The organism is Chroococcidiopsis cubana SAG 39.79 (genome assembly GCF_003991895.1).
In the GTDB taxonomy this organism is placed as follows: Bacteria; Cyanobacteriota; Cyanobacteriia; order Cyanobacteriales; family Chroococcidiopsidaceae; genus Chroococcidiopsis; species Chroococcidiopsis thermalis.
This window is the reverse complement of sequence record NZ_RSCK01000060.1, coordinates 26424-39031: the sequence shown is the minus strand read 5'-3', so window position 1 is coordinate 39031 and position 12608 is coordinate 26424. Positions and strand designations below refer to the sequence as shown.

Here is a 12608-nt window from a genome sequence, read left to right as displayed (position 1 = left end):
TCAAGTCTCTGTTGAAGATCTACGTGGCTGGTTTACTCATTGCTGTTATTGTACCTCAGTAGACTAGAAAATGCTCTATTCTTATTAATTCAGAGTGAGGACATTGTGTTTTTGGTGCATTTAATGGAGTTTGATAAAGGCAAAAATCGACGACTTCAGTTCCTTTAACTTTATTACATACCTTACAAAGGGTTTGCAAATTATCTAAAGAATGGTTACCACCTCGATATTTAGGATTAATATGGTCTATTTGTAATAAGTATTGTTTATCTTCTCCACAACAAAGACATTGATATTTATCTCGTTTTTTTACCAACTTCTTAATTTCCTCTGATGGCTCTAAATCAGGTGGAGCTGTCCCGATAAAAGAGCTATCATTACTGATACCACTATTTTTCTCATTTATTAAAATTCGATTAGCACAGGCATCGTATTGTGATTTAAACAGATTGAGATCGTGATAAATGATTTTCCAATATCTATCTATTCTGTCATATTCTGTCTGAAGTTCCTGAATTAAAGCACGAGAACCTAAGTCTGTATCAATGAATTTCTGAGCTAAATCATCAAGATTATGTTCTTTACGTTTTTTGAAATCGAACCAAGTGGGAGCTTCTCTATCATTTTGTGCCATATGGCAAGTAATGTACAATAGATTTTTCATTAAATCTCCACCTATAGACTGGCTATCAGGTGAAAATACTCCTTCCTTCAATTTTTCAACTATCTGCTCATGCTCGTCATCAAAACTTATAGTAGGTTCTAGAAATCCCTCTATCTCTGATTCTTCAACATCCTGGAGAAACTGAATAAAGTTCTCATAGCTAGCTTTTTCATGTTCAAAAACCATAACTAGCTGTTGCGCTATTTCAGTACTTTCATCTTCTTCTTTCATCACTTCCAACTGAACTCGATACCAACCCAGGGGCATCTGAGTTATAAATGGATGTGTATTGACGTTAACACCGCTATTTATTTGTTCGATGAGCCGACGCAATAAATCGATAGAAATTAGCTGCATGGCTACTCTTTCACCAATCGGTTGTACGGTGTCAATAGTAGGAAGCTTTTCTATTTCGTATTCAGCCCAATTGATAGCTTGTTGCCAATTGTCTATAAACGACACGATATAAGCTGATTCTGTACCACCAAACTGAGTACCACGTAAAGCTCTACCAACCATTTGAGTCATTAAAATTTGACTAGTTGTTTGTCTAGTAAGAAATACAGTTTGAACGTCAGGAACATCCGTACCTTCTGTTAGCATCCTGACGTTAATTAGTACATCTAACTCGTTTTTATGAAAAGCTTTTAATACTTGCTTATTTGTATTTTCATTTCGTTTATTTCTAGCATCAGCACTACTAGGATCGGCATCAATATGACTATAAATTGTATCTACTTTTATTTCATATTGTTTTAAGAAACCGCATATTTGCTCGCATTGGAACCAACGATCTGCAAAAATAATAGTTTTGCCATAACGCTCTTTATTGTCAGCATAAGTTTTAGCAATGAATGCATTACGCTCTCGGTTTTCAGCAAGTTTAGTAATGATTTGTTCTGGTAAGTCTCGAAAGTCTTTAACCCACTGCTGATACTTATTTTCGTCAAATTCAGGTGTAACAGTTGTGCGAGAAGTTTCAAAAATTGGCTTTGCTAGCACTCCAGCCGCCATCAAGTCTTTAGGACTGATTTGATAGATAATTTCTTGAGGAAATAACTCGCTTAACCAGCCAACTTTCTTCTTGTCTGTATGGGTTGGGGTTGCAGTTAATCCCAATAAGTACATATTTGTATGGTTTTTACGTAATGCTTTAATAAATCTGCAATAACTAGGTGCTGGGGAGTGGTGTGCTTCATCAAATACGACAACAAGTTTCTTTCCTACTGAGTTAAGAAAGCCTTTTAGTTGAGTAATTCCGTTATTGTAAGCACGGGTTATAGTTTGTAGCGTGCAAATTAATACATCATCACTAGTTTGGATTTGACTAGGGCGAAAGTGTCCTGTTGTACCGGAAACAACTCTTACATTCAGCTTTTGCTTATTTCTAATTAGCTTGACTTCTGATTCTAAACTATACAGAGCTTGTTCAAGTAAGTGGTGAGTGTGTGCCAGCCACAAAACTTTGTAACCTTCTGATAGTGGATGAGTGCAAAGGAAACGCATAGCAGTGAAAGTTTTACCGCCTCCTGTTGGTAAAACTAAAATACCGCCATGATGAGTAGAATGCTTAGTTTGATACCATCTTTGTAGTTTGTTTAGCGCATCGTGTTGATGAGCGGCAGGATCTTTTGGTTGCTTTTGCTCTTTGGTCAGATCGTAAGAGCGAAAAAAGCTTTCCGGTTTACATTCGTTCATAAAAACTTCCAGTACTCCAATTTTGTAAGCAGTTAATTTCCATCTGCTCTTGTATGTAGAGTTCCCAGAATGCGAATTATTTTAACAGGAAAAAATACTGGGCGAATAGAATTCGCGGCTACACAAACAAAGTCCGCCTAGCCTGCGGCAAGCTGCGCTAACGCGGACTAATATAGAAGAAAGTTTTGGAACCTGCACCAGCAGGTTTTATTGTATAAATATGACTTTAACCGCAATCTTTAAAAAGAGCGATCGCCGCTCTCAAGATTATATACTTCAGGCGATCGCCTCTTCTCAGTGCTAAATTTATTACAGAAATATATTGATTGAAAATAAATTAATGATGAAATTTCAAGTCATATTTACATTGGATTCAGAATATCAAGGTTATGTTGCTGAGGTTCCCGAATTTCCGGGTTGTGTCAGTCAAGGAAAGACTTTAGATGAAGCAGTTGAAAATATCAAAGACGCTATAAGAGGTTATTTACACGTACAAGCTAAACACGGTAATCCTTATGTTGCTCAAGAATCTCAATCCTTTATTGGGGAAGTTGTAGTATAAATGGGTCGATTATCAAATATCTCTGGTAAAGAAGCTGTCAAAGTTTTTGCAAAATTTGATTATGTATTAGACAATCAAACTGGAAGCCATATGATACTTTGGCACGAATCAAGACTCACTTTATCAGTCCTAAATCATCGAGAATTAGCACCAGGATTGTTGAGAAGTTTGATTCGACAAGCGGGAATGACGGTAGATGAGTTTCTGACAAATAGATAATACAGATAGGATTGGCAGACGCGATCGCAAATTGCATAACTCTCACATATAAAACTCACACAGCGATCGCCTCAAACACTTGCCTATCTCTCGACACAACTTCCAGCTTAGAGTGCAGAGTTGCAATCGCCTCAATTAAGAGTTGTCGCGGCGTTAACCCCCAATACTGTAAAACTTGCAACAAGCGGGCAATTGTTTCATCATCGTGCAATAGAGGAAACTGAAACGCTCTACCACCACTGGGTAGGTTAATTAATCCGCTTGAATCTCGTTGTGGCGCAGAGTCCTGTTGCTGCTTCTTCCTTTCTTCTGCCATCAATTCAGAAACCTGCTTTTCGTTGACTGCTGGCAATCCCCACAGCTTGGATATGAGTTGTTGATATCGCTTCTGAGTTAGAGCAAATAACGTAGTCAGAGAGATCCGTTCTATCTTCTCGATCGCAAAATCTCGAAATGTCTCAAATAGCCGGATGAACTTTTTCGCTTCAGCCAAAGTCTTGCCTTGCGACTCCAGCCAAGCTTTGAATGTCTCTTTGGGCATGGCTTTAAACATCTGCCAGTAGTCGCATCCTTGGGCTAGGGCATTCTCGACTATCAGCCGATCGCGCTGTCTGATTCTTTCATTTATGTCGCGCGATTTCAAAGAATTTTTGTTGGAGGCGATCGCAGCAGGATTTGTTTGTGCTAACATACGGTTACACAAGTAAATTATATTTGCTTTTTGATTTAGGAAGTCCTCAGTTTGTCAGACCGGGGGACTTCCTAAGTATTTTTGTATTGTATCAGATATCTCTGCATAAGTCGATCGTATAGGGATAAAAATCAGCAGCATTCTGTAGTTTTTCAGACGTAGCTGTAGAACTAGCGTCTGAAACGAACATACTCTGTTGCTGCATAGCTGCGATCGCGCGATACTCTCACCTGCAACTCTGGTCACTGGTCACTGGTCACTGATAACTGTCAAAGGCGTTACCCTGGAAGGAATATAAGATCAACATCAACTATTTTTCATCTATCGCAGGTTGACCCTTACCATGCTGCAATCCTATTTCGATACAGATAATAACGGTCATAAACATAAATCTTTTGAACTACCAGGGGCAAAACCCCACTATAATCCCGATCGCCCCGGACAAGTCGAGCATATTTTTCTCGATCTCAATTTAGATATCCCCAACCAAAGCTATGACGGAACTTGCACGATTCAACTCAAACCCGTCCGCAACGGGATCGATCGCCTGACGCTAGATGCAGTCAGTCTCAACATTCACTCAGTCCAAGTCGATGCTACCTCAACGACATACGATTATGATGGGCAACAGCTACAGGTAAATCTAGCTAACCCTACACAAACGGGACAATCAATCAAAATTGCGATCGCCTATTCTGTCACGAAACCCCAACGCGGAATTTACTTTATCGCCCCAGACAAACACTACCCTAACAAACCAGTTCAAGTCTGGACGCAAGGAGAAGATGAAGACTCCCGTTTCTGGTTTCCCTGCTTCGACTACCCAGGACAACTCGCAACTTCAGAAATTCGGGTGCGCGTCCCCAAACCCTACATTGCCATTTCCAACGGTAGATTAATCCACACCGAAGAAAACGGTGACGACAAAATCTTTCACTGGTTGCAAGAGCAAGTCCACCCATCCTATTTAATGACTTTAGCAGTAGGAGACTTTGCCGAAATTCAGGATGAATGGAATGGTAAACCAGTTACTTACTACGTAGAAAAAGGTAGAGAAGAAGATGCGCGGCGCAGCATGGGCAAAACTCCCCGCATGGTCGAATTCTTCAGCCAGAAGTACGGTTATCCTTATGCTTTTCCCAAATACGCCCAAGTCTGCGTAGATGATTTCATTTTTGGTGGGATGGAAAATACGTCTACCACCCTGCTGACAGATAGATGTTTGTTAGACGAACGCGCGGCGATTGACAACCGTTTAACTGAAAGCCTAGTCGCACACGAACTCGCCCATCAGTGGTTCGGCGATTTAGTTGTAATTAAACACTGGTCTCATGCTTGGATTAAAGAAGGCATGGCATCCTACTCTGAGGTGATGTGGACGGAACAAGAGTATGGAGCCGAAGATGCTGCCTACTACCGCTTGCTAGAAGCCCGAAACTATCTCGCTGAAGACAGCAGCCGCTATCGTCGCCCAATTGTAACGCACGTTTATCGGGAGGCGATCGAATTGTACGATCGCCACTTGTATGAAAAGGGTTCCTGCGTTTACCACATGATTCGGGCAGAGTTAGGAGAAGAGTTATTTTGGCGGGCAATCCAAACTTTCGTGCAAGATAACGCTCACAATACTGTAGAAACTGTAGATTTACTTCGGGCAATTGAGAAAGTTACAGGACGAAATCTTTTATTTCTTTTCGATCAATATGTTTATCGCGGCGGACATCCTGAATTCAAGATTGCTTACTCATGGGATAGCGATAGCAAATTAGCGAAGGTGACTGTTAACCAAACCCAAAACGATCTATTCGATTTGAAAATACCGATCGCTTTTGGCTATGCACAAGGTGATGTAGGGGCGCATAGCTATGCGCCCCTACAAAAAACATTCACCGTGCGCGTTCATGAAAAGGAACAGAGTTTCTACTTTCCTTTGGAAGAGAAACCTCAGTTTATTAGCTTTGATGCTAATAATAATTACTTGAAAACCGTAACTTTGGAATATTCTATTCCAGAACTAAAGGCACAGTTGCAATTCGATCCCGATCCGATTTCTCGGATATACGCAGCTGAAGCTTTGGGGAAAAAAGGTGGTTTAGAGGCGCTCAATGCCCTTGCTGAAGCATTGAAAAGCGATCGCTTTTGGGGTGTCAAAGTAGAAGTCGCGAAACAATTAGCTCAAATTAAGCTCGACCAAGCTTTTGAAGCTTTAGTTGTCGGATTGAACGATGAAAATCCCTTAGTACGACGTGCCGTAGTCGAGGCTTTGGGTAACATCAAAACTTATGCGAGTTACAAAGCCCTGAAGCCGATTGTGGAAGATGGCGACAGCAGTTATTACGTAGAAGCAGCCGCAGCCAGGGCAATTGGTGTTATCGCCGCTGCCCAATTGGAAGAAAAGCCCAAGGAAGAGAAAGTTTTAAAGCTGCTCAGATCGATTTTAGAAAACAAAGCAGGCTGGAATGAAGTCGTCCGATCTGGAGCGATCGCGGGTTTGAGTCAAATGAAAATCTCAGCCGAGGCACTAGACCTAATTTTAGAATACACCCGCTTAGGAGTTCCTCAAGCCTTGCGCCTTGCGGCTGTCCGCGCTCTCGGAACCATCTCCACAGGTCAATCTGCTACCAATTTAGACCGAATTTTAGAACGATTAACCGAATTATCTTACGAAAGCTTCTTCCTCACCCAAGTCTCGGTCGTGACTGCCCTGGGACAAATGGAAACCCCCAAAGCGATCGCGATTTTACAAGCTTTAGCAACGCAATCCCTTGATGGACGAGTCCAACGAATCGCCGAAGAAGCTGTAGCAAAAGTCCAAAGCTCAGCAGGTTCTGACCAAGCTGTCAAGCAACTCCGCGACGAAATCGACCAGCTCAAAAAACAAAACCAAACCCTGATGAGTCGGCTGGAGAGCTTGGAGGCTAAGGCTTCTAAATAGGAAGCAGGGGACAAGGGAGACAAGGGAGACAAGGGAGACAAAATCAATTCACAATTCACAATTATCTCCTGACTCCTGGCTCCTGACTCCTGACTCCTGACTCCTGGCTCCTGACTCCTGGCTCCTGACTCCTGGCTCCTGACTCCTGACTCCTGGCTCCTGACTCCTGGCTCCTGACTCCTGGCTCCTGACTCCTCTTCTTAACTTTTCTTATCAATTGATTTGTACTTTTATATACTATGTTAAGAATAGATACAATTTAAATAACGTATTCTACGTATAAGAAGACATCGACAGGGCAGTTTAAAGAGGCTATAGTTGACTGTTTGGGAATCTAAGCTGATTGACTCGTAGTTAAAAGTAGTCACGAGATTACCCTGGTTAGTAAACGAGTGTAAATATCCGATTGTAAAGAGGCAAGTCAAGGCGTGGGTCAGTATCAACTCGCTCAGCTTAAACGCTACGATCCAGAAGCGATCGCGCAGTATTATCGCTTCCGTCCTTTGCTGGCTGTAGCGCGGGCTTTCAAGGTCGTCTGGTTGTTTGCTGGGTTTATTTTTGGTTTAAAGTGGGACGATTGGCGCGATCGCGAAGAAGAAAATAAGCTCAAACGAGCCGTCCAACTGCGGCAGCTCCTTACAGATCTGGGTCCGACGTTTATCAAAGTCGGTCAAGCGCTCTCCACTCGCCCAGATTTGGTGAGAAAAGATTTTCTAGACGAACTGGTAAAACTGCAAGACCAACTACCTGCCTTCGAGCAGGAAATTGCTTTGCGCACGATTGAAACCGAATTGGGGCGCTCGGTTGAAGAAATTTACAGTCAAATTTCGCCACAACCTGTAGCTGCTGCGAGTTTGGGACAAGTGTATCGCGCTCGGCTCCATAGTGGCGAAGAAGTTGCCGTTAAGGTACAGCGTCCGAATTTACGCCCGACGATTACCCTCGACCTTTACTTAATGCGTTGGGCGGCGAGTTGGCTATCTCCTTGGTTGCCGCTCAATCTCGGTCACGATCTGACGATGATTGTAGACGAATTTGGGACGAAGTTATTTGAGGAAATCGATTACCTCAACGAAGGACGGAACGCCGAAAAGTTTGCGACCAACTTCCGTAACGATCCTCACGTCAAAATTCCTTTAATTTACTGGCGCTATACGAATACTCGCGTCCTGACGCTGGAGTGGATTAACGGATTTAAGTTGAATGACACTGCTAGCATCCAAGCAGCGGGATTGAATACAGATGAATTGATCGAAATTGGTGTGACAGCTGGGCTGCAACAGCTATTAGAACACGGATTCTTTCATGCTGACCCCCATCCAGGTAATTTGTTTGCCATGCCAGACGGACGAATGGCTTACATTGACTTCGGCATGATGGATCAATTGGACGAGCGGACAAAAGAAACGCTAGTAGATGCGATCGTGCATCTCGTGAATAAAGACTATGATGAATTGGCAGAAGATTACGTCAAGCTAGGATTTCTCACGCCAGACACTGATATTCGCCCGATTATCCCAGCTTTAGAAGCAGTTTGGGGTAGCGCGATCGGTAAAAATGTAGGAGATTTTAACTTCAAAACCATCACCGACTCCTATTCGGAGTTGATGTATGACTATCCTTTCCGCGTCCCTTCTAAATTTGCGCTAATTATCCGTTCTTTGATTACGCAAGAAGGAATTGCCCTCAGCCTTAATCCAGATTTCAAGATTATCGAAGTTGCTTATCCCTATGTGGCACGGCGGTTACTGACGGGTGAAACCCCCGAACTGCGGCGCAGGTTACTCAATCTCTTGTTCAAAAATGGTAAGTTTCAGTGGCAGCGGTTGGAAGATTTGCTCGACATCGCTAGCGCTGACGATAGTTTTGATATTCTACCCACCGCTCAACTTGGCTTGCAGTATCTTCTATCTGAAGAAGGGAAATACCTACGGCAACAATTGGTGATGGCACTGACGGAAGACGATCGCCTGCATACAGCAGAAGTACAGCGGATCTGGAATTTAGTCAAGGATGAAATTCAGCCTGCACGTCTGTTTGATGCCGCGATTGGAGCGATCGCCAATTTATCTAGAGAAACGGCGGCAATTCTGCCGACAGCAGTATTTTCACTCATTGCTACCCCAGATCGAGAGCGGTAAGGGGATACATGATGGATGCAAAAGGGTAAGATGTTGAAAGTAACAAAAGTTAAAATAAAAAATTTGTAAGTTTAAGGTATCTGCCATGTTTTACCCGTCCACTCCGCCTTATTTCCTGCTCGTTGCAGGTTTGTTTGTCGCCTTGACTTCTGGAGCGGCGTTTTCTGGCACGCTCAAACAGCTGCTACAAAAATGGTCGAGCGATCGCGCCACCGATACCGATACAATGGCTAAAATCCGCACCGGACAATTAATTTTTCCTTTTTTGGGCATGGCTGTCGGTGTTTGCGTCTTTCTTGCCTCTGGGATTGAAATTTTTGGCTTCCCCATCATGATGTCTTATGCTTTTGCCGTTCCCCTGACGTTACTGACTGGTTTGTTAGTCTGGTATCAGTTGGGTAGCATGTTTGCTTTAGCAGAACGGGAAGGATTTCAAGCTTTTAATCTTGATTCTTGGGAATAATTTATCACTCATCAGTCATTGGTCATTTGTAATAGTTCGTGGGTAGGGTGAGCAATGCTCACCTTATTTTTCTACATCAGTGCTTTAGAGCAAAAAATTGTGTTGTTGCAAGATTTTCAACCTTTATGCGCGATCGCGACAACTTCTACTGGTGCTAGTAGATTGCGGTCTATTTGTCAAGCTAATAGTCCAATCTGGGTTCCAGAGTCTTTATCGAGTATTGCCGGAGTCCAATCCTACTCGGGTTCGCTCAAATCTCACGTAGCCGAATTGTGGCAATCTCACCGCGCCTTTATTTTTTGTTTGGCAACTGGGGCAGTTGTGAGGATTGTCGCACCCTTATTGCAAAACAAGGCTACCGATCCGGCAGTTGTGGTCGTCGATGAGGCAGGAAAGTTTGTCGTCAGTTTGTGTGGCGGACATCAAGGTGGAGCAGATCGTCTCACAAAAATAATTGCCCAGCTCATCGATGCAACTCCAATATTAACCAGCGCTTCTACAAGCTTAGGATTACCCGCCGTAGATTTATTGGGCGTTCCCTTTGGGTGGCATAAAGGTAGAGGAGATTGGACGGAAGTGAGTGCGGCAGTAGTGCGTGGCGAACCCGTACAAGTCATTCAAGAAGCTGGTTCTACCTTGTGGCGATCGACAGCTAGCGTCCAACAGTCAAATTTGAGTTTTGCAGGATCTTCTGACGCAAAAGTCAAAATTTGGATTACACCACGCCCAATCCAGGAGGCACAATCGCCTCAAATCCAATGGCATCCCCGTGTCTTGTGGGTGGGAATCGGTTGCGAACGGGGAACCTCAAGACAACTGATTGAAGCTGCAATCGGGCAAGTCTGCCGAGAGAATCAACTTGCTATAGACGCGATCGCCGGGATTGCTACGATCGACCTGAAAGCTGATGAAGTTGGGTTAGTCGAATTGTGCCACGCCTACGATTTTCCCTTACGGACTTTCCCCGCCGAAATCTTGAGCGCGATTTCCGTTCCTAACCCCTCATCAGTCGTAGAACGAGAAGTCGGCACTCCTAGCGTCGCTGAAGCTGCGGCTTTACGGGCTGCCAACTCTCAAAACTTATTAGTGACAAAACAAGTCTTCCGTAGCACGGCTGACAATTTAGATGCAGAAATAAACAGCCAAAATCTTCAAGGTGCAGTCACGATCGCGATCGCCCAATCGGAAATCGAATATACGGGTCGTATTGGGAAACTGTTCCTCGTGGGAATAGGACCTGGTGCGATCGAGCAAATCACCCCAGCTGCCAAAAGCGCGATCGCCACGGCTGATGCAGTTATCGGTTACTCTCTCTACATAGAATTGATTGCGGCGTTGCTACAGCCCCAGCAAATTATCGAAACTTTACCCATTACCCAAGAAAGACAGCGCGCTCAAAGAGCGATCGAACTGGCGCAGTGGGGCTTAACGGTAGCGGTGGTATCTTCGGGAGACTGCGGCATTTACGGTATGGCAGGGTTGGTGATGGAAGAATTGCAAGCAGGAGACTGGGACGGAAACACACCTCAAGTACAAGTTTTTCCTGGAATTACGGCGTTGCAAGCCGCCGCTGCTCGCGTTGGCACGCCTCTAATGCACGACTTTTGCGCCATTAGCTTAAGCGATTTACTCACCCCTTGGCAAGTTATTGAAAAGCGCTTGATTGCCGCAGCAATGGCTGATTTCGTCACGGCAATTTACAATCCGCGATCGCAATCGCGCGTCCAACAGCTACAAATCGCCAGAGACATTTTCCTACAATATCGCGCTCCAAACACTCCAGTCGCGATCGTCCGTGCGGCTTACCGTCAAGACGAACAAATTTACCTAACAACTTTAGAAAAGTTACTCGATTTGCCCGTCGATATGCTATCTACTGTATTAATTGGCAATTCTAGTACTCGCACCTATGCCAATTGGATAATTACCCCACGGGGTTATTTGGGTTTTGTGCCAGAAATGAAAGAATAACAGACTAGTTACCTTTCTATTATGTCCAAACCAAGCAGCAGCAACTCGAATTCGCCTAGCTTTCAAAGCAGCAACATTTTTCAATCGCAGAATTGGGAAGAAATAGTCAAGCAAGTAGGGTATCGGTTCAACCGACAGTATCAAGGTCAAGATTTGGCACTCCCGCCAGAAGTGCAGGCAATGCCGATATTTCACGAGTGGAAAACTGGTATTCTGGCTGGCAGACTGGCTTCTCCTTTTTGGGAGATGGCTCAACCGCAGAAAAATCAAACTTGCTTAGATATTGGCTGTGGTGTTAGCTTTCTGATTTATCCTTGGACGGAATGGCAAGCATTTTTTTACGGTCAAGAAGTCAGTACAGTAGCGCGGGATACCTTGAATGCTCGCAGTCCGCAGTTGAATTCAAAGTTATTTAAAGGTGTTGAATTAAGACCAGCCCACCAGTTAAACTACGCTCCAGCTCAATTTGACTTAGCGATCGCCACTGGATTTAGCTGTTATTTTCCCCGCGAGTACTGGAGTACCGTCATGGCAGAAGTCAAGCGGGTGCTGAAACCGAATGGTTTTTTTGTCTTCGACATTCTCAACCCCGAAACACCCCTAGCAGAAGATTGGGCAGTTTTAGAAACCTACCTGGGTGCAGAAGTGTTTCTGGAGCCTATATCTGAGTGGGAAAAAACGATAAAAGCTACTGGTGCTAAAATTGTGGCACGGCAAGCAGGGGAATTATTTCAATTGTATAAAGTACGGTTTTAGTACGAGAAGTGAGAAGTCAGAAGTCAAAAGTCAGAAGTCAAAAAATCCAATATCTACGAGCATTTAGCGCTGTGATTCACTGGCACTTTGTTTTTGCAATGCTGGACTAATGCAAAAATCGATCCAGAGCTTTTTTCAATTCATCGATTTCGTCTTCCAAATTTCCTACTCGAGCAGCTCTAGCAATACATTCAGTCAGATGCTCGTCTAAAATCATGCGAGCAACGCGATCGAGCGCTCCGCGCACGGCTGCAATCTGCGTCAATACCTCGGGACAATCTCGGTTTTCTTGCACCATAGTTTTAATCCCGCGAATGTGTCCTTCAATGCGAGAAAGTCGATTGATTACAGCGCGTAGAGATTCTTCACTATGGACGTGAACGTGAGCGTGAGCCGACCCCTGCTCGTGAACGTGACTGTGGCTGAGGTCTAAGTCAGTAGATGGGGAGAGTTTTTCAGTCCTAGCAATTGACGAGGAGCTTTTTGTTAGTTTATCTGTGCCGTTCAT

General features: G+C 43.9%; 10 protein-coding genes. 7 read left to right on the top strand and 3 right to left on the bottom strand.

Going from position 1 to position 12608, the window contains the following annotated elements:
• Positions 1-55 precede the first annotated feature (55 nt).
• A complete protein-coding gene (locus DSM107010_RS25905) occupies positions 56-2362 on the bottom strand; it encodes a DEAD/DEAH box helicase family protein (protein WP_106169413.1) in 2307 nt (768 codons plus the stop codon).
• Positions 2363-2705: 343 nt separating this feature from the next.
• Here DSM107010_RS25905 and DSM107010_RS25900 point away from each other — a divergent pair, with 343 nt between their 5' ends.
• Together DSM107010_RS25900 and DSM107010_RS25895 are read left to right on the top strand one after the other, a co-directional pair.
• Positions 2706-2924 carry a type II toxin-antitoxin system HicB family antitoxin gene (locus tag DSM107010_RS25900; RefSeq protein WP_106169414.1) on the top strand — a complete coding sequence of 73 codons (219 nt, stop codon included), beginning with the start codon at positions 2706-2708 and terminating at the stop codon, positions 2922-2924.
• Positions 2925-3143 (top strand): type II toxin-antitoxin system HicA family toxin, encoded by a 219-nt coding sequence (locus DSM107010_RS25895; RefSeq protein ID WP_106169415.1) that lies wholly within the window; start codon positions 2925-2927, stop codon positions 3141-3143.
• A 55-nt stretch (positions 3144-3198) separates the two neighbouring features.
• On the opposite strand, the gene DSM107010_RS25890 is transcribed toward DSM107010_RS25895, so the two are convergent.
• On the bottom strand, positions 3199-3834 hold the full coding sequence (locus DSM107010_RS25890; protein WP_106169416.1) for a hypothetical protein: 636 nt from the start codon (positions 3832-3834) through the stop codon (positions 3199-3201).
• Between the two features lie 343 nt (positions 3835-4177).
• Here DSM107010_RS25890 and DSM107010_RS25885 point away from each other — a divergent pair, with 343 nt between their 5' ends.
• From DSM107010_RS25885 to DSM107010_RS25865, 5 genes are all read left to right on the top strand, one after another.
• Positions 4178-6769 carry a M1 family metallopeptidase gene (locus DSM107010_RS25885; RefSeq protein WP_127024237.1) on the top strand — a complete coding sequence of 864 codons (2592 nt, stop codon included), beginning with the start codon at positions 4178-4180 and terminating at the stop codon, positions 6767-6769.
• Positions 6770-7197: 428 nt separating this feature from the next.
• A complete protein-coding gene (locus DSM107010_RS25880) occupies positions 7198-8910 on the top strand; it encodes an ABC1 kinase family protein (RefSeq protein WP_015152556.1) in 1713 nt (570 codons plus the stop codon).
• A gap of 85 nt (positions 8911-8995) precedes the next feature.
• Positions 8996-9373 carry a hypothetical protein gene (locus tag DSM107010_RS25875; protein WP_015152555.1) on the top strand — a complete coding sequence of 126 codons (378 nt, stop codon included), beginning with the start codon at positions 8996-8998 and terminating at the stop codon, positions 9371-9373.
• 54 nt (positions 9374-9427) lie between these two features.
• Positions 9428-11344, top strand: a complete 1917-nt coding sequence (cobJ, locus tag DSM107010_RS25870) for a precorrin-3B C(17)-methyltransferase (protein ID WP_127024234.1) — start codon at positions 9428-9430, stop codon at positions 11342-11344.
• Between the two features lie 21 nt (positions 11345-11365).
• Positions 11366-12100, top strand: coding sequence for a class I SAM-dependent methyltransferase (locus DSM107010_RS25865; RefSeq protein WP_106171500.1), 735 nt, complete (start codon positions 11366-11368; stop codon positions 12098-12100).
• Positions 12101-12206: 106 nt separating this feature from the next.
• Here DSM107010_RS25865 and DSM107010_RS25860 read toward each other — a convergent pair whose 3' ends face one another.
• Positions 12207-12608, bottom strand: a complete 402-nt coding sequence (locus DSM107010_RS25860) for a metal-sensing transcriptional repressor (protein WP_015152552.1) — start codon at positions 12606-12608, stop codon at positions 12207-12209.

Bases quoted from the DNA above. Each gene is read 5' to 3' on its own strand.
- DSM107010_RS25905 (WP_106169413.1), bottom strand. From the start codon at position 2,362: ATGAACGAATGTAAACCGGAAAGCTTTTTTCGCTCTTACGATCTGACC.
- DSM107010_RS25900 (WP_106169414.1), top strand. From the start codon at position 2,706: ATGAAATTTCAAGTCATATTTACATTGGATTCAGAATATCAAGGTTAT.
- DSM107010_RS25895 (WP_106169415.1), top strand. From the start codon at position 2,925: ATGGGTCGATTATCAAATATCTCTGGTAAAGAAGCTGTCAAAGTTTTT.
- DSM107010_RS25890 (WP_106169416.1), bottom strand. From the start codon at position 3,834: ATGTTAGCACAAACAAATCCTGCTGCGATCGCCTCCAACAAAAATTCT.
- DSM107010_RS25885 (WP_127024237.1), top strand. From the start codon at position 4,178: ATGCTGCAATCCTATTTCGATACAGATAATAACGGTCATAAACATAAA.
- DSM107010_RS25875 (WP_015152555.1), top strand. From the start codon at position 8,996: ATGTTTTACCCGTCCACTCCGCCTTATTTCCTGCTCGTTGCAGGTTTG.
- cobJ (WP_127024234.1), top strand. From the start codon at position 9,428: ATGCTCACCTTATTTTTCTACATCAGTGCTTTAGAGCAAAAAATTGTG.
- DSM107010_RS25865 (WP_106171500.1), top strand. From the start codon at position 11,366: ATGTCCAAACCAAGCAGCAGCAACTCGAATTCGCCTAGCTTTCAAAGC.
- DSM107010_RS25860 (WP_015152552.1), bottom strand. From the start codon at position 12,608: ATGAACGGCACAGATAAACTAACAAAAAGCTCCTCGTCAATTGCTAGG.